General features: G+C 73.4%; 18 protein-coding genes and 1 pseudogene. 10 read left to right on the top strand and 9 right to left on the bottom strand.

Annotation, left to right across the window (positions count from 1 at the left end):
• Positions 1 to 90 precede the first annotated feature (90 nt).
• Both ACFY7H_RS22760 and ACFY7H_RS22755 read left to right on the top strand, forming a co-directional pair.
• On the top strand, positions 91 to 1,194 hold the full coding sequence (locus ACFY7H_RS22760; RefSeq protein ID WP_388940619.1) for an LLM class flavin-dependent oxidoreductase: 1,104 nt from the start codon (positions 91 to 93) through the stop codon (positions 1,192 to 1,194).
• Entirely contained in the window at positions 1,191 to 1,844 is a 654-nt protein-coding gene (locus ACFY7H_RS22755; protein WP_388940617.1) for a CE1759 family FMN reductase, read from the top strand. The genes ACFY7H_RS22760 and ACFY7H_RS22755 overlap by 4 nt, the downstream gene beginning before the upstream one ends.
• Here ACFY7H_RS22755 and ACFY7H_RS22750 read toward each other — a convergent pair.
• Positions 1,841 to 3,079: an aromatic acid exporter family protein gene (locus ACFY7H_RS22750; protein WP_388940615.1), complete on the bottom strand. Its 1,239-nt coding sequence runs from the start codon at positions 3,077 to 3,079 to the stop codon at positions 1,841 to 1,843. The genes ACFY7H_RS22755 and ACFY7H_RS22750 overlap by 4 nt on opposite strands.
• A 163-nt stretch (positions 3,080 to 3,242) precedes the next feature.
• On the opposite strand from ACFY7H_RS22750, the gene ACFY7H_RS22745 reads away from it, so the two are divergent.
• The gene (locus tag ACFY7H_RS22745; protein ID WP_388940614.1) at positions 3,243 to 3,719 is read left to right on the top strand and encodes a DUF2809 domain-containing protein; all 477 of its coding nucleotides are present in this window, start codon (positions 3,243 to 3,245) and stop codon (positions 3,717 to 3,719) included.
• 6 nt (positions 3,720 to 3,725) lie between these two features.
• Here ACFY7H_RS22745 and ACFY7H_RS22740 read toward each other — a convergent pair whose 3' ends face one another.
• From ACFY7H_RS22740 to ACFY7H_RS22730, 3 genes and pseudogenes are all read right to left on the bottom strand, one after another.
• On the bottom strand, positions 3,726 to 4,115 hold the full coding sequence (locus ACFY7H_RS22740) for a hypothetical protein (protein WP_388940612.1): 390 nt from the start codon (positions 4,113 to 4,115) through the stop codon (positions 3,726 to 3,728).
• A 5-nt stretch (positions 4,116 to 4,120) separates the two neighbouring features.
• Positions 4,121 to 4,291 (bottom strand): hypothetical protein, encoded by a 171-nt coding sequence (locus tag ACFY7H_RS22735; protein WP_388940745.1) that lies wholly within the window; start codon positions 4,289 to 4,291, stop codon positions 4,121 to 4,123.
• Positions 4,274 to 4,930: pseudogene (locus tag ACFY7H_RS22730) on the bottom strand (SWIM zinc finger family protein); the annotation flags it as partial. The pseudogene ACFY7H_RS22730 and the gene ACFY7H_RS22735, both read right to left, overlap by 18 nt.
• Positions 4,931 to 5,215: 285 nt before the next feature.
• Here ACFY7H_RS22730 and ppk2 point away from each other — a divergent pair.
• The 3 genes from ppk2 to ACFY7H_RS22715 all read left to right on the top strand — a co-directional run bounded on the left by ppk2 (position 5,216) and on the right by ACFY7H_RS22715 (position 7,405).
• On the top strand, positions 5,216 to 6,196 hold the full coding sequence (gene ppk2 / locus ACFY7H_RS22725) for a polyphosphate kinase 2 (RefSeq protein ID WP_388940610.1): 981 nt from the start codon (positions 5,216 to 5,218) through the stop codon (positions 6,194 to 6,196).
• A gap of 113 nt (positions 6,197 to 6,309) precedes the next feature.
• A complete protein-coding gene (locus ACFY7H_RS22720) occupies positions 6,310 to 6,759 on the top strand; it encodes a PRC-barrel domain-containing protein (RefSeq protein ID WP_388940608.1) in 450 nt (149 codons plus the stop codon).
• Positions 6,760 to 7,075: 316 nt separating this feature from the next.
• A complete protein-coding gene (locus ACFY7H_RS22715; protein ID WP_388940607.1) occupies positions 7,076 to 7,405 on the top strand; it encodes a hypothetical protein in 330 nt (109 codons plus the stop codon).
• Positions 7,406 to 7,465: 60 nt separating this feature from the next.
• Here ACFY7H_RS22715 and ACFY7H_RS22710 read toward each other — a convergent pair whose 3' ends face one another.
• The gene (locus ACFY7H_RS22710; protein ID WP_388940605.1) at positions 7,466 to 8,989 is read right to left on the bottom strand and encodes an SDR family oxidoreductase; all 1,524 of its coding nucleotides are present in this window, start codon (positions 8,987 to 8,989) and stop codon (positions 7,466 to 7,468) included.
• Positions 8,990 to 9,356: 367 nt separating this feature from the next.
• Here ACFY7H_RS22710 and ACFY7H_RS22705 point away from each other — a divergent pair, with 367 nt between their 5' ends.
• From ACFY7H_RS22705 to ACFY7H_RS22695, 3 genes are all read left to right on the top strand, one after another.
• Positions 9,357 to 9,665, top strand: coding sequence for a hypothetical protein (locus ACFY7H_RS22705; protein WP_388940604.1), 309 nt, complete (start codon positions 9,357 to 9,359; stop codon positions 9,663 to 9,665).
• A gap of 127 nt (positions 9,666 to 9,792) precedes the next feature.
• Positions 9,793 to 10,227 (top strand): Rrf2 family transcriptional regulator, encoded by a 435-nt coding sequence (locus ACFY7H_RS22700; protein WP_388940602.1) that lies wholly within the window; start codon positions 9,793 to 9,795, stop codon positions 10,225 to 10,227.
• A 110-nt stretch (positions 10,228 to 10,337) separates the two neighbouring features.
• Positions 10,338 to 10,841 (top strand): GNAT family N-acetyltransferase, encoded by a 504-nt coding sequence (locus tag ACFY7H_RS22695; RefSeq protein ID WP_388940601.1) that lies wholly within the window; start codon positions 10,338 to 10,340, stop codon positions 10,839 to 10,841.
• A 16-nt stretch (positions 10,842 to 10,857) separates the two neighbouring features.
• Here the strand turns inward: ACFY7H_RS22695 and ACFY7H_RS22690 are convergent, their stop codons facing one another.
• The 4 genes from ACFY7H_RS22690 to ACFY7H_RS22675 form a co-directional block, all read right to left on the bottom strand.
• Positions 10,858 to 11,643: an NPP1 family protein gene (locus tag ACFY7H_RS22690; RefSeq protein ID WP_388940599.1), complete on the bottom strand. Its 786-nt coding sequence runs from the start codon at positions 11,641 to 11,643 to the stop codon at positions 10,858 to 10,860.
• A gap of 237 nt (positions 11,644 to 11,880) precedes the next feature.
• Entirely contained in the window at positions 11,881 to 12,105 is a 225-nt protein-coding gene (infA, locus tag ACFY7H_RS22685) for a translation initiation factor IF-1 (RefSeq protein WP_388940598.1), read from the bottom strand.
• Positions 12,106 to 12,187: 82 nt separating this feature from the next.
• Positions 12,188 to 12,952, bottom strand: coding sequence for a GNAT family N-acetyltransferase (locus ACFY7H_RS22680; protein ID WP_388940596.1), 765 nt, complete (start codon positions 12,950 to 12,952; stop codon positions 12,188 to 12,190).
• Between the two features lie 172 nt (positions 12,953 to 13,124).
• Positions 13,125 to 13,979: a dienelactone hydrolase family protein gene (locus tag ACFY7H_RS22675; protein WP_388940594.1), complete on the bottom strand. Its 855-nt coding sequence runs from the start codon at positions 13,977 to 13,979 to the stop codon at positions 13,125 to 13,127.
• Between the two features lie 140 nt (positions 13,980 to 14,119).
• Here ACFY7H_RS22675 and ACFY7H_RS22670 point away from each other — a divergent pair, with 140 nt between their 5' ends.
• Positions 14,120 to 15,217 (top strand): GlxA family transcriptional regulator, encoded by a 1,098-nt coding sequence (locus ACFY7H_RS22670; protein WP_388940593.1) that lies wholly within the window; start codon positions 14,120 to 14,122, stop codon positions 15,215 to 15,217.
• The last annotated feature ends 22 nt before the right edge of the window (positions 15,218 to 15,239 follow it).

The raw sequence follows: 15,239 nt of genomic DNA, 5'->3' as shown, positions 1-15,239 counted from the left end.
TGCGGTGAACCCATGGGAGTCGGGAATACCGCGGTACCCCCTTCCGTTCCGAGTGTGGTTGAATTGTAAACAATCTTGGGAAGGGGAGCCATGCAGTTCGGGATCTTCACCGTCGGTGACGTCACGCCCGATCCGACGACCGGACGGGCGCCCGCCGAGCACGAGCGGATCAAGGCGATGCTCGCGATCGCGGAGAAGGCCGAGGAGGTCGGCCTCGACGTCTTCGCCACCGGTGAGCACCACAACCCGCCGTTCGTCCCCTCCTCGCCGACGACGATGCTCGGCTACATCGCCGCGCGCACCGAGAAGCTGATCCTGTCCACCTCCACGACGCTGATCACCACGAACGACCCGGTGAAGATCGCCGAGGACTTCGCGATGCTCCAGCACATCGCGGACGGACGCGTCGACCTCATGACGGGACGCGGCAACACCGGTCCGGTCTATCCCTGGTTCGGCAAGGACATCCGCGACGGCATCGACCTCGCCATCGAGAACTACGCGCTGCTGCGCCGCCTGTGGGACGAGGACGTGGTCACCTGGAACGGCAAGTTCCGTACGCCGCTCCAGTCCTTCACCGCGACCCCGCGCCCGCTCGACGGCGTCGCCCCCTTCGTGTGGCACGGCTCCATCCGCTCGCCGGAGATCGCCGAACAGGCCGCGTACTACGGCGACGGGTTCTTCCACAACAACATCTTCTGGCCGGCCTCCCACACCCGGCAGATGGTGAACCTCTACCGCCGGCGGTACGCCCACTACGGGCACGGCACCCCCGAGCAGGCCATCGTCGGACTCGGCGGCCAGGTGTTCATGCGCAAGAACTCGCAGGACGCGGTCCGCGAGTTCCGCCCCTACTTCGACAACGCGCCGGTGTACGGCCACGGCCCCTCCCTGGAGGAGTTCACCTCCCAGACCCCGCTGACCGTCGGCTCGCCGCAGCAGGTCATCGAGCGGACCCTCTCCTTCAGGGACTACGCCGGCGACTACCAGCGCCAGCTGTTCCTGCTCGACCACGCGGGCCTGCCCCTGAAGACCGTCCTGGAGCAGCTCGACCTGCTGGGCGAGGAGGTCGTCCCGGTGCTCCACGAGGAGTTCGCGAACCTGCGCCCGGCCGGTGTGCCGGACGCCCCGACGCACGCGGCCCGCGTGGCGGCGGCCCGGAACACCACCACGACGGGGGAGGGACGGGCATGAAGCTCGTCGTCGTATCGGCGGGGCTGAGCTCCCCCTCCTCGACCCGTCTGCTCGCCGACCGCCTCGCGGCCGCGACGCTCGACCGGGTGCCGGCCGACTCCGAGGTGATCGAGCTGAGGGACCTGGCGACGGAGATCGCCCAGCACTTCGTCACCGGGTTCCCGCCCGCCCGGCTGGCCGCCGCTCTCGACGCGGTGGCCGCCGCGGACGGCCTGATCGCCGTGACACCGGTGTTCGCGGCCTCGTACAGCGGCCTGTTCAAATCGTTCTTCGACCTCATCCACAAGGACGCCCTGACGGGGAAGCCGGCGCTCCTCGGAGCGACGGGCGGCACCGCCCGCCACTCCCTGGTCACCGAACACGCCCTGCGCCCGCTCTTCACCCACCTGCGCGCGCTCGTCGTACCGACCGCCGTGTACGCGGCCTCGGAGGACTGGGGCGAAGAGGGGCCGGCGCAGCGGATCACCCGTGCGGGCGCGGAGCTGGCGCGCTCCATGAACTCCGCCGCCGGGAGGAACGCCCCGGACGCCGACACCGCGGCCGCGGTCGCACCCCGTTCCGCGACGGGGGCGGTCACCTCGGTGGACCCGGCCGACGGCTTCACGGTGGTGCCCTTCGAACAGCGACTGGCCGCGCTGCGGGCACACTAGCCGGGCCGGCGCCGGCCCACCCGGCGTACCGCGCGGTGGACCCGGCTGCCGCGCTCGTGGCGCAGCCGGGAGTGCCGGTCCAGTTCCTCCATGAGCCGCTGGGACCGCTTGTCCACGTCGAGTTCGTCCAGCACCCGGTCGACGTCGGCGAGCAGGGCGCCGTGCAGCTGCCACTGCGCCGGCGAGGTGTGCAACTGCTCTAGCAGCAGGCGCGCCAGCAGGTCCCGGCTCTCCCGCGCCATCCCCAGCTCGCGCGTCAGCCGCTCCTCCTGCTCCTCGGCGTTCGTGGTGACCTGGGCGGTGATCAGCCGGGAGAAGCTGTGCACGGCGAGTGCCATGTGCCCGAAGAGGTCCTGCAGGGCCGCGGTCACCGCCGGCGTGAACAGCGGCTCGTCGGCGCGGGCCTTCGCCAGGTCGGTGAGCGCCCGCGCCGAGACGCGCAGGACCACCGCGCAGATCTCCAGTGTGTCCAGGCCCGTACGCAGGACCAGCCGGAACATCAGCCCTTCCCGTACGCGCGGGTTCATGCGCAGGCTGTCCTCCGCCTGGCGCAGGGCGGCGTCCACCTCGGCGATGTCGTTGTCGAGCCGGCGTGCCTCGTGCAGCCGCAGCGAGGCCCCGGCCAGGGTGGTGCGCCCGGTGAGCTCGTCCGACATACCGGTCATGAGCGCCGCCATGCGGGAGGCGAGGTCGTCGATGGCCCGGCTGGCGGGCTCCACCCAGACCGGCGGGGCGAACAGCAGGTTGAAGCCCAGCCCGACCACCGCGCCGATCAGCGTCTCCAGCACCCTGTCCCAGGCGGTGTCGGCCACCCGTGTGACGCCGAGGACCAGCATCGCGCTGATCGCCACCTCGGGGACGAACTCGTCCACCCTGACCAGGTGTCCGACCACCAGCGAGGCCAGGATGACCAGCCCGAGGCTCCACCAGGTCAGGCCCACGAGCGCGCTGAAGCCGATCGCGATCAGGACGCCGGCCACGACCGAGTTCACGCGGCGCACCCCCGTGGTGAGGGTGGAGAAGAGGGTCACCTGGACCACGAGCAGGGCCGTGAGAGGGGCCGTCAGCGGCGCGGGCTCGTGGCTGAGGCGGAGCGCGACGACGTACGACACCACGGCGGCCCCGGTCGACCGGACGCTCTGCACCACCACGGGGTCCCGCCGCCGGGACAGCAGCCGGCGCAGGAGGTGACGGGCGGGAGGGAAGGGAGGGAAGGGACGTGCGAATCGGGGCATACCCTCGCCTGTTCCCCGTCCACCGCGATGATCACGTACGGGTTGCCGCGAACACGCGGGCGCCGCTCCCGGCCGGCGGCCTGCGCGGCTGCCGCCCGCTCCCGGGGCACCACCGGGGGCCCGGGGCCGGAGTGCCCCGCACCCGCTGCGGCAGGATGACCCCGTGGACCCCCTGACCCGAACCCGTGACCGCGCCGCCGGACCCGCCCCCGGGGCCGTGCGGATCCGCCGGGCCGCCGCCGCGGCCGCGGTGCTGACCGTCGGCGCGGGGCTGGGGCTGAGGGCCGTGGCGGCGGGCAGCGTGGCCAAGTACGGCGGAGACGCGCTGTACACCGTCCTGCTGCTCACCCTCATCGTCCTGGCAGCGCCCCGGATGCGGCCCGCGAAGGCCGCCGCGTCGGCGCTGGCCGCGAGCTGGGCCGTCGAACTCCTCCAGCTCAGCACCCTGCCCGCGGAACTCTCGCAGCACAGCACCGTCGCCCGGCTGGTACTCGGCTCCACCTTCAACGCACCCGATCTCCTCTGGTACGCCGTCGGCGCGGCGGCCGGCTGGCTCCTCCACACGGCGATGAGCCGCGGGGCCGTCGCACGGGCCGACCGGAGGACGGAGGGACCCGTCCGGGCCCACGGCGCCCCCTGAAGCCGATCACCCCTCCCGATTGCGGCGCAGTGCCTCCCGCAGCCGGCCGGCTTCCGTGACCAGGCGGGACCGGCCCCCCGGGGCGACGACCCCGGCGAGCCCGGCCGGTTCGGGCGAGGACGCTCCGGCCTCTTCCACGCAGTCCGTCGCCGTCGCGAGGAGTTCCCCGGTGCCCCGCGGGTCACCCGCGGTGGTGAGCAGCGCGGGCGGTGCGGGCAGTACGGCCGCCTTCGCGGCCCGGGTGGTGGCGCAGGCGCCCGTCGCGGCGGCGGTGCGCAGCGCATCCCCGAGCCGGCTGGGCCTGACCGTCCCCAGAGCGAGCAGCTCGCTCAGGTCACCGCCGAGGCGCGCGGCATCCAGCTCATCGGCGGCGGCGAGGGTGACTAGCGCGTCCACGGCCCTCAGCCGGTCCTCCGGACGCCCGGGCCCGTGGCGACCCCGAGGTGCAGCGCCGGGCCGGCCTCTCCGCCGGCCGCGGCGAGCGAGGTCGGTACGGCGGTCCCGCCGCGCCCGTCATGGAGGACGCAGGCCGTGACCGCCGGGAGCCACCAGGCGGCCAGGGAGCCGTACACCCGCAGGCCGGTGTGGGGTGCCGCAGTACCCGCTGGAGGGCGGAGAGGCGCTCGGGACCGGGCAGACAGACCGCGCCGGGCACCGGACGGGTGGTGGGGCGCAGCGTACGGCCCGAGGGAACCACCCACAGGGCGCCGCCCGCCGGGTGCGGGGGAGGGAGCGTGGGAATCGGGGTCGCCTCGGCGCCGCTCAGTCGGGCCCGCAGGTCGAACCCGGTGGTGACGACCTGCGATTCGGCGAAGCCGCGCAGCCAGTGCTCGGGCAGCGGAACCTTCTTCTCGACGACCGGGCCTTCCAGCGTGGTCACCGCCATCTCGTCGGGACCGACCCGTGGGTGCGGCGGATGATCACCCGTGAGCCGGGACAACGTCTCGCGCAGCGGATTCTTGACGTCCACGTCGGTGGTGCCGTGCCCCGTGTCGGTTGCCCGTGACCACCGGGTCGAGGGAGGCGCGCAGGGTGCGCCGGTGGTTGCGGGCCGCGGCCACGTCCGTGGCCGCGACCGTGAGCAGCGCCCGCGCCGCCGCCTGAGGCGGGCTCAGGAACCCGGCGAAGAACCGTGGATGGGCCTCCGCCCCGGCAGGGGTCAGACCACCCGCCGTCTCCAGGCCGAGTGCCTGCCCCGTCTCCGCGCGGTCGGCGAGGACGGGCGGGCATAGGCGAAGTGTGTGCGCTCCGTGTCATGACCGGAAAGCTGGGCGGAGCCACTGACAACGCCGGGGAAAACGCGACGGTCTTCCGCGGTGCGCGCCGCGCGGGCGCGTCCCGCGCCTACCGGGCACGGCCGTGCGGGCCGGCCGGACCCTCGTACGGAGTACCGGGCATCCCCCGCCCCCGCACCGCCCGGCGGGGACTCCCCGCACCCCCTCGGAGGCATTGCCGGTGGCGCACGTGAGGGCGCCGTTGCCGGGTAGGTACGGGACATGGACGGTATGCGGAACGAACCGAAGGCCGATGATTTGCTCGCGGGCTTGCGCGTGGACACGAGCCAGCCGGAACAGCCCGTGCTGCTGGAGGCGGACGGCGCTCCCATCCGCACATGGCGCGAGAACTACCCCTACGAGCGCAAGATCGGCCGGAAGGAGTACGAAAGGACGAAGCGGGTCCTGCAGATCGAGCTGCTGAAGCTGCAACGCTGGGTGAAGGCCTCAGGGGCGCGGCTGGTGGTGATCTGCGAAGGCAGGGACGCCGCGGGCAAGGGCGGAACCATCCAGCGGTTCACCGAACGGCTCAACCCCCGGGGCGCTCGGATCGTCGCCCTCGACAAGCCGACCGAGCGGGAGGCGGGGCAGTGGTACTTCCAGCGGTACATCTCCCACCTCCCGGCCAAGGGAGAGATCGTCTTCTTCGACCGTTCCTGGTACAACCGCTCGGGCGTCGAGAAGGTCATGGGCTTCTGCACGGAGGAGGAGCACGCCCTCTTCCTGCGGCAGTGCCCGGAGTTCGAAGCCATGCTGGTCGAGGACGGCATGCTGCTGGTCAAGTTCTGGTTCTCGGTCTCCCGCGCGGAGCAGCGCACCCGTTTCGCGATCAGGCAGGTCGATCCGGTGCGCCAGTGGAAACTGTCCCCGACCGACCTCGCCTCGCTGGACCGGTGGGACGCGTACACCGTCGCCAAGGTGGAGATGTTCCGCGCGACCGACACCGCCGAGGCGCCGTGGACGGTGGTCAAGAGCAACGACAAACGGCGGGCCCGGCTGGCGGCGATGCGCTACCTGCTGTGGCGCGTCGACTACGACAACAAGGACGACCGGGCCGTCGGCCGCCCCGACCCCCTGATCGTCGGCGCCGCCGACACCCTGCTGGAGCCGGGAGAAGAACCCGCCACCCTTTCCCCCACCTCCCTGGCCGGCCCGGCGGCGGGCCGCGGCCTGCATCCCACCCCTCCGCAGGACAGCGCGTGACGCGGTCTGCCGTTGCCCGCACACCGGACGGAGCGGATTCGTCCGCTTCGCCGGGCCGAGTACGGGTAGCCGGGCGGTGACAGCAGCGCACGGCGCGAAGACAAGGGGAAACGATGATCACGCAGGAGCAGGTGACGGCCATGGTCGGGTGTACGGCGTACACGGACCAGGGCCAGCGGGTGGGCGGGGTGGACTACGTCCTGGTGGACGACACCACCGGCAGGCCCGAATGGGTCCGGATCACCGACCGGGCCTCCGGGCTGGGAGGCGTCTTCGTCCCGTTGCGCCACGCGGAACTGGAGGACCAGCGTCTGGTGCTGCCGTACGCCGTCTCCCTGATCGAACGGGCCCCCTGCGCGGCGCTGGACTGCGGCAGCGTCCTCTCGGTGGCGGAGGAGCAGCAGTTGTTCGCGCATTACGGGATCCGGGACGCCAGGGAAGAGGTGAACGCCGAGAGCGGCGCGGGCTGGGGGCGGATGGACCGGGCGGCGGCCATCCGGGAAGGCACGGCCGGCCAGGAAGCGCTCCTGTCCCGGCTCCGGGCGGCCCAACCCGGGCGGTGAAGCGGCCGCGAGGTGGGCGGCGAGGTGGCCGTCGGCGGCGGCGGGCCGCCGGCGGGGCCCGGCCCGCCGCCCCGCCGGCCGAAGCGGCACTCCGCCCGATGGCCACCGCTCCCGGCATCCCCCCGGCCCGCCCACAACCGACCGCCCCCGGTTCTGCGTCCTCCCGGCGGAACCATCTCCGGCCGACCGGTGCGGAGCAGCGTCGAACCTGGAGAGCGCCATCACCACGTCCATCCCCGACCGACCCGGCCCGACCACGCCGGCCCGCCGCACGCCCGCCCTCGGCAGGCTGCTCCTGGGCGGTGCGGCGGGCGTCGTGCTGACGGCCGTCGTCCTGACGGTCCTGTGGTGGCCCCGGACCGAGGTGACGTACCGCAGTACCGCCCCCTCCGCCATCGCCTACTCCGACGGGTCGCCCCACTTCCTGACGCTGGTGCACCAGCACAGCCTGTCCGGACGGGAGTCCTACAGGATGGTGATCGGCAGGTCTCCCGGCGTGTCCTACGGGCACTGGCTGGACGTCGACACAGCCCTGGGCGCCAAGGGCGTCGAATCCACGACCTGGACGGAGTCCGGGGTACGGGTCCGCTTCCCGACCGGGCACGAGGTCTTCGTCCCGGCCCGCTCCTTCCTGGGCGGCAGGTGACGGCGGTCGTCCCCGACGGGACCACCCTGCCGCGGCCGGCCGGACCCGGCGATGACCCGGCTACCCGCGGAGCGGCCGGGCGGGCGTCCCGGGAAGGGCGCCGGACTGTTCGGCCGCGCGGGCGATGTTGCGGGCCATGCCGCCGAACACCGCCGCGTGGAAGGGACTCACGGCCCACCAGTACAGGTGGCCCAGCAGGCCGTGCGGGTGGAAGAGGGCGCGCTGCCGGTAGCGGGACCGGCCCTCGTGCACCGGGTCGGGTTCCGCGTACATCTCCAGCCAGGCCAGGCCGGGCACCCGCATCTCGGCGCGCAGCCGGAGCAGCCGGCCCGGCTCGATCTCCTCGACCCGCCAGAAGTCGAGCGCGTCGCCCACCCGGAGCCGGGCGGCGTCGCGGCGGCCGCGGCGGATCCCGGCACCGCCGGCCAGCCGGTCCAGCCAGCCGCGGACGGCCCAGGCCAGTGGGAAGGAGTACCAGCCGTGCTCACCGCCGATGCCCTCCACCACCTGCCACAGCGCGGCGGGCGGGGCCGCCACCTCGACCCCGCGCTGGTCGGTGTACAGGCTGCCGCCGGCCCAGCCGGGGTCGGTGGGCAGCGGATCGCTGGGGGCGCCGGGCAGGGAGGCGGAGGACCACCGGGTGCTCACCTGCGCCTCCCGGACCCGCTGGAGGGCGAAGGCCAACGCCCGGTCGAAGGCCAGCGGAGCGCCGGGCGGGTCCGGTACCCAGCGGGCGATGTCGTGCTCCCCGCACACCACCTCGTGGCGCAGGGACTCCGCCAGCGGACGGGCCAGAGCCCGGGGGACCGGCGTCACCAGGCCGATCCAGAGGCTGGAGAGCCCCGGGCTCAGCATGGGCACGCGCAGGATCCGCCGCCGCGGGAGCTCGGCGACGGCGGCGTAGCGCTGCATCATCTCCTCGTACGTGAGGACGTCCGGGCCACCGATGTCGAAGATCCGGCTGACCTCGGGCGGCATGCCGGCGCTCCCGACGAGGTAGCGGAGCACGTCACGGATGGCGATGGGCTGCACCCGGGTGCCCACCCAGCTCGGCGTGACCATGACCGGCAGCCGTTCCGTCAGGTACCGCAGCATCTCGAAGGAGGCCGACCCCGAGCCGATGACCACGGCGGCCCGCAGCACGGTGCACGGGACGCCGGAGTCCAGCAGGATCCGGCCCACCTCGGCGCGGGAGCGCAGGTGCGGCGAGAGCCGTTCGGGGGACGCCCCACCGGGGATGAGGCCGCCGAGGTAGACGATGCGCCGTACGCCGGCCAGCCGGGCCCGCTCGGCGAAGAGACGGGCCGCGGCCCGGTCGCGCTCCTCGAAACCGGGGCCGGCGCTGAGGGCGTGCACCAGGTAGTAGGCGACGTCCACCCCGCGCAGGGCGGCGTCCAGCGAGTCCGGATCGGTGACATCGCCGCGCACCACCTGGGCGCGGTCGGCCCAGGGATGGTCGCGCAGCCGTTCGGGTGAGCGGGCCAGCGCCCGGACCCGGTATCCGGCGTCGAGGAGCTCGGGCACCAGGCGGCCGCCGATGTAGCCGGTCGCACCGGTGACCAGGCACAGGTCACCACCCGTCATGGCTCGTCACCCTCGCGACGCGGCGGGCCGCCCGGCGCGTCCCGCGTTCCCGCTCGTCACCTGCCATGGGGTGGCTCCTCCCTCGGGCGGCGGCGCGCGGCGGCGCCACACCCTTCCGAGGGTGGCCCGGGCGCCGCCGGGGCGCAAAACGCAGCGGTTCCGCGTCGTTTCGGCATGCGCACCCGCATCCGCGCCCGGTCATCCGGTATCCGGTCATCCGGCATCCCGGGAGTGCCCCGGACCCCGCCGATCTCGTGCATTCGCCCGCGGCGTCGAGCGTGTGAACCGGGTGCCCCGCGCGGGACGGTGTTTGCTGGGAGCAGGAGGCCACCTGAGAGGCCCCTCTGCCCCGGGAGGAACCGCAGACATGAAGTTCGCGCAGATCATCGACTTCGAGACGGAACGCATCGACGAGGTGCGCGACCTGCTGCGCGCCTACGAGGAGCGGGCCCGCACGCAGGGGCGCGGTAACGCGCCCGTCGCCCGTACCCTGCTCAAGGACCGCGCCAACCCCAACCGCTACCTCGCGGTGGTCCACTTCGAATCCCATGAGGCGGCCACGGCGAACAGCAACGCCCCCGAGACCAGCGAGCTGGCCCAGGCGCTCTCGGCGCTGATGACCCGGCCGACCGCCTACACCGACTGCGACATCGTCGACGAGCAGGGCGCCGGCTGACCTCCGTCGTCCCTGCCGGCCGCTGCGAGCCGGTCGTGGCGCCTCCGGTGGGGCTGGACACGGAACCTGTGTCGTAACAGAATTGGTTGCGACACAGGCGCCGACGGCTCCGGGCACGGGAGGTCTCATGGGGACGAGCAGCCGCATGACCGTGGCCACGCACGCGCTGGCCTGGATGGCGCGGTTCTGCCCCGGGCGCTCCGGCGGGATCGTGACGTCCGAGCAGATCGCCACCAGCGTCAACACCAATCCCGTCGTCATCCGCCGCGCCCTCGGGAGCCTGCGTGACGCCGGACTGGTGGAGTCGCAGCGCGGGCAGGGCGCGGGCTGGCGGCTGGCCCGCGCTCCGGAATCGATCACCCTGAGGGACGTCTACCTCGCCGTCGAGCCGGAGCCCCTCATCGCCCTGCACTCCTCGCCGCCCAACCAGGAGTGCCCCGTCGGGCGGGCCGTCCCGTCCGTGCTGCGAGAGGTGTACGACCGCGCGGAGGAGTCGATGAGGGCCGAACTGGCCGCCGTCACCGTCGCCGACGTGGCGAGGGCGACGATCGCCCGAACCTGAGCGGCCGTACGACCTCCGGGCCGGTCCCGCGGGACCGGCCTCCCTCTCCCCTTGTCGTAACTCACTCTGTTACGTCAAGGCGACCCAACGATCTTGAGGACCGAACGACAGTGATCACCACGGAACGCCTCCGGCTGCGCCCCCTCACCGACGCCGACACCGCATGGTGGGTGAACCTCCACGCCGACGAGGAGGTCAGCCGGTTCGTCGGAAGCTACACCCCGGAGCAAGCGGCGGCGCGCCTGGCCGCGATACAGCGGCAGTGGGAACAGCGCGGCCACGGACTGTGCGCCGTCGAACTGCGCGGCACCGGCGAGGCGATCGGACGATGCGGTCTGAACTGGTGGGAGGAGTTCGGCGAGACCGAGGTCGGCTGGACCCTCGCCCGGGCGCACTGGGGGCACGGCTACGCCACGGAAGCGGCCCGGGCGGTTCTGGAATGGGGCTTCGGGACCCTGCGCCTCCAGCAGATCACCGCCATGATCCATCACGGCAACACCGCCTCCACCACCGTCGCCCGGCGCCTCGGATTCACCCGTCTCCGCGAGGACACGGTCCTCGGCCGGCCCTGCACCGTCTACGCCCTCGCCCGGGACGGCTTCCCTCCCCGTTGAACGCACGGCGGCGCCGTCATCCCCTGCTGCCCGCCCACTGGTTGGGGTCGAAGGGGATGCCCGCCGGTTTGGCCTCCGCGAGGTGGGCGGAGAAGGAACCGTCCTTCAGGCCGAAGTGGGCACTGCCGAAGTCCGCCTGGCTGAGCTTGTCGCGGAGCGTCGCGGGGTAGCCCGACCACCCGACCAGGGCGGGGAACTGCCAGGCGCGCAAGTGGTTCTCGGGCGGCTCGTCGTTGGAGTTCGCCGGGCGGAAGCAGTGCGTACCGGCGCCGTCCTTGTGGTACACGATCTTGGGGTGGGTGCCGTCCCAGCGGATCTGGTCGCGCGTGTGGATGTTGAAGTCCCCGTGGGCGGAAGTGGCGACGTACTTCGCCTCGCCGTCCTGGATCCACACCGCGACGTGTTCCCAGTCGTGGCGGTGGCCGCCGAGGCTGATGCCGGGAATGGCCTGGTCCTTCTCGAAGTACAGCGCGTACACCACGACGCACCAGCCGTTGTTGCACGCCGAGCGGGAGTAGCCGTTGGTGTTGGCGAGGTCCGAGGCGTCGTGACAGTTGCCGTTGAGTGCCCCCGTGGGGCTGAGGCCGCCGTTCAGCACCCCGGTCGGCCCGATGGCGGGCGTCGGGTAGCAGCCGTCCGTGTCGTAGTCGTACGCCGGCTGGAAGGCCGACTCCATGGCCTCGGCGTTGGCGGGCAGCGCCGGGGGCGGAGCCGCGAAGGCCACCTGAGGCACGGCGACCACCAGCGCGAGAGCGGCGCCGACGGTGACGAACGATCTCCGGACGTGATGACTCGTCCGCACAGCGGGCCTCCGGCGGGTCGGGGTTCGACGGAGCGCGGATCCCGGCCGGGCCGGCGGGTGCGCCGGAAGCATCATTGGGGAACGCGGACGGCACGACAAGAGCCGCGGCCCCGGCTCTTCACGGTGCCACCGCATCGCAACACGGCTCAATCCAGGGCGAGTTGGGTCGGAACCGGCTCGCGCGGCGCCGGCCGAGGCGTGCGCCCGGGGCGGGCCCGGGCGCACGCCTCACGCCGCTCAGGTCCGGTACCGGTACAGGATCCTGCCGCGGGTCAGGTCATACGTGCTGACTTCGACGAGCACCCGGTCGAAGGGGAGGATCCTGATGTAATTCTTGCGGATCTTCCCGCTGATGTGCGCGAGCACCTGGTGCCCGTTCTGCAGCTCCACCTTGAAGGTGGCGTTGCGCAGGCATTCCATGACGGTGCCCTCGACTTCCAGGCCTTTGGACGTTCGAGTCAATGTCCCTCTTTCCTCGGATCGGGATGTGAATCTGGATGTGGACGTGGATGTGGATGGGGGGCCGGTGGGCTCCGGCATGACGTCAGGTGCGCACCAGCTCCACGATGCCGCTGGTCCGCCGGGCGCCGAGGTGCTCGAGCAGCGCGAGCGCGGCGGTGTTGGATTCGTCGGCCTCCGCCCAGGCCGAGCCGGTCCCGGAGCGGTGCAACGAGCCCAGCGCCTGCGCCAGCAGGGCCCGGCCGACGCCCCGGCGGCGCTGACCGGCCCGCACCGCGACCAGTCCAATCCGCGCCCGGCGGGGAACCGGGGCGACCCGTACCAGCCCCACGTACGCGCCGTCGCAAACCGCCACCGTGTACCGCGACGGGTCCAGCGGCACCGGCCCGGCCGAGAGGGGCAGTACCTCGGCCGGCATGGTCCGCCATCCGGCGCCGGCCTCGACCTCCTCGCGGATCGCGAGGTCCAGCGCCACCAGCAGGCCTTCGTCCGCTTCCTCACCCGGCAGGATCGTCACACCGTCAGGTGCCCGCAGGGTGTCGAGCCCCGTTTCGCGCGGATCGGTGGACAGGACGTACTCCCCCTCGCGGCGTGCGGCGGTGAAGCCCGCCCGCTCCCACCGGGAACGCAGGCCGGGGTCGGCCTCGCCGACCAGCGTGTGGAGAGGGGCAGGCAGGTCCTCCAACATCGCGGCGGCGAGCCGGCCGAAGGCGGCGTCCTGCCATACGTCGATGCTGACGAAGAGCCGCCCGTCGGGCCGCCGCGAGACATCGCCGTGGCCCACGGTCCGGCCGTCGGCCACCGCCCGCCACTGGGACTCGGTCACCCGGTCGACCATCACTGAGTTCATAGGTGTCGCCTTTCAGGAGTGCCTGGTTGCAGAGGCGCTCCCGACGACACCTGAGTCAGTCGTCCACCGTGACGGAAGGTGGGAGCACCCACGTCGATACAGCCTTCATGGGTGTCACCTCCTCACGTCCTGTCACGGTGCGCCCCACCCTAGTCAACGGGCGGCGACCCTCCTACCGGTTTTCCGGCCCGGGCCGGCCGGAGGGCGGCGGGAGCGTTCCGTCCTGCGGGTAGAGGCGGTCGGTGAGGAACGCCAGGATCTCGTCGCGGGCCCGGACCGTGGGGTGGCCGGCCTCGTCGACGAGATGGGCGGTGACGACGCTGTGCGGGGTGCCGACCAGGTCGGCGAAGAAGGGCGGCGGGGCGGGGTTGGCGGCGGTGTCCGCAAGGACGCGCCCGTCGAAGGAGTCGCCGAGCAGCGCACGGTAGGCGGCGAAGCGCTGCCCCGTGCACCAGCGGTCGCCCGCGAAGCGGTACGCGAGGACCGTGAGCCCGTCGCGGTCGAGCCGGTCGCGCACCGCGAGCGCGTCCGCCGCGTCGAGTTCGAGGCCGCCGGGGTCGTCGAGCGGCAGCGACGGGTGGTTGACCACCGGGGCGATCACCGCCGGCTCCAGGGCCATGGTGAGGGCGAAGTTGCCGGTGAAGCACAGCCCGATGGCACCCACCCCCGGCCCGCCGCACGCGGCGTGCACCCGGCGCGCCAGGCCGCGCAGCCAGAGCGTCACCGGGCTGGTGCCGCCGCCGGCGAAGGCACGGAACTCCGCACTGACACAGGCGCGGCGGACGACCTCCCGGCCGCCCTCGACGGTGGGGAAGGCACCGTCCTTGCCGAACAGGGAGGGCACGTGGACGGTGAAGCCCGCGTCCCGCACCCAGCGCGCCAGCCGCAGGACGTCGGGGCTGATCCCCGGCATCTCGGGCAGCACCACGACGCTGGGCCCCGCCCCGGCCACGTACACCGTCTTCTCCACCCCCTCCACGGCCACGCTAAGGCGGGTGAAGTCGGTGATCGGATCGTCGTCGCTCATGGGGCCAGACTCGCCCCCGGACCGGCCGCCGGGGGAGGGGCGGGATCGCCGGGACCGCGGGTAATCTCGCCACGCGTGGGGGAGGAGACCGGTACGCGGACGCCGGCGCGGGGCCGCGTACACGGGGAGGGACGGGAACGATGGCGCAGACGGTGCGGCAGCAGCGGGACCGAGCGGCGCCGGACGCGCCGCGGCAGCAGCGGGACGGCGGGGGACCGGGCGTCGCGCTGCGGGTCGGGGTCCTGGCGTACCCGGGCTGCTTCGCGTCCGAGGTGTTCGGCGTCCCCGACCTGCTGACGATGGCCGGGCACGTCGCCGGACCGGACGCACCCGGCTACCGGGTGTCGGTCGTCTCGCCCCGCCGCCGGGTCACCGCCTCGGGCGGCGCGAACCTGGACGTGCAGCCCCTGCGCGAGGTCGATGTCCTCGTGGTGCCCGGCTTCGAACTGCCCCCGGGCGCGGACCTCGACGCGCGGCTCGGCGGGCTCGCCCCCGAGGTCGCGGCGATCCGGACGCGGGCCGCCGCCGGCACCGCAGTCGTCTCCCTCTGCGTCGGCGCGTTCCTGCTCGCCGAGGCCGGGCTCCTCGACCGGCGCCGGGCCACCACCTCCTGGCTGCACGCAGGCGAACTGGCCAGCCGCTGCCCGGCCGCCGACGTGCGGCCCGAGCTGCTGGTCGTCACCGACGCGGGCGTGACGACCACGGCCGCCTTCAGCGCCATGTACGACTTCGCGCTGGACCTGATCCGCCGGCACGACGGCCCCCGGGTGGCCCGCACCACCGCCCGGGTGGCGCTCCTCGGCGACACGCGGACCTCCCAGACGCCGTACGTCGACCCGGACCTCCTGCCGCAGCCGGGCCGGGAGTTCTCCCAGCGGGTGATGCGCCGGCTCGACCAGAACCTGGCCCGGCCCTATGACCTCACCGCGCTCGCGGACGCCTTCCGCGTCAGCACCCGCACCCTGCTGCGCCGCTTCGCCGCCGAAACCGGACGCACCCCGCTGGCCCATCTGCAGGCCTCCCGGGTCCGCCGCGCCCGCCGCCTGCTGGAGACCACCGACCACACCGTCGCCGCCGTGGCCGCCGCCGTCGGCTACCGGGACGCCGGTACCTTCGCCGCCCTCTTCGCCCGCCACACCGGCCACCGCCCGAGCACCTACCGGGCCGCCTTCCGCCGTACGGGCCCGGCCCCCGCCCCGGACGCCGGCGCCCCGGGTGACGTACCCGGCGGTCCGTGATCCGCGTGGACGCGGTCGCCCC

The organism is Streptomyces sp. NPDC012794, from assembly GCF_042901085.1.
In the GTDB taxonomy this organism is placed as follows: domain Bacteria; phylum Actinomycetota; class Actinomycetes; order Streptomycetales; family Streptomycetaceae; genus Streptomyces.
Note: the sequence above shows the minus strand (reverse complement) of the source record. Positions and strands in the feature narration are given on the sequence as shown.

Coding starts and splice junctions, on each gene's coding strand:
- ACFY7H_RS22720 (WP_388940608.1), top strand. CDS start 6,310: ATGATCACGCAGGAGCAGGTGACGGCCATGGTCGGGTGTACGGCGTAC.
- ACFY7H_RS22675 (WP_388940594.1), bottom strand. CDS start 13,979: ATGAGCGACGACGATCCGATCACCGACTTCACCCGCCTTAGCGTGGCC.
- ACFY7H_RS22750 (WP_388940615.1), bottom strand. CDS start 3,079: ATGCCCCGATTCGCACGTCCCTTCCCTCCCTTCCCTCCCGCCCGTCAC.
- ACFY7H_RS22670 (WP_388940593.1), top strand. CDS start 14,120: ATGGCGCAGACGGTGCGGCAGCAGCGGGACCGAGCGGCGCCGGACGCG.
- ppk2 (WP_388940610.1), top strand. CDS start 5,216: ATGGACGGTATGCGGAACGAACCGAAGGCCGATGATTTGCTCGCGGGC.
- ACFY7H_RS22755 (WP_388940617.1), top strand. CDS start 1,191: ATGAAGCTCGTCGTCGTATCGGCGGGGCTGAGCTCCCCCTCCTCGACC.
- ACFY7H_RS22710 (WP_388940605.1), bottom strand. CDS start 8,989: ATGACGGGTGGTGACCTGTGCCTGGTCACCGGTGCGACCGGCTACATC.
- ACFY7H_RS22680 (WP_388940596.1), bottom strand. CDS start 12,952: ATGAACTCAGTGATGGTCGACCGGGTGACCGAGTCCCAGTGGCGGGCG.
- ACFY7H_RS22705 (WP_388940604.1), top strand. CDS start 9,357: ATGAAGTTCGCGCAGATCATCGACTTCGAGACGGAACGCATCGACGAG.
- ACFY7H_RS22700 (WP_388940602.1), top strand. CDS start 9,793: ATGGGGACGAGCAGCCGCATGACCGTGGCCACGCACGCGCTGGCCTGG.
- ACFY7H_RS22760 (WP_388940619.1), top strand. CDS start 91: ATGCAGTTCGGGATCTTCACCGTCGGTGACGTCACGCCCGATCCGACG.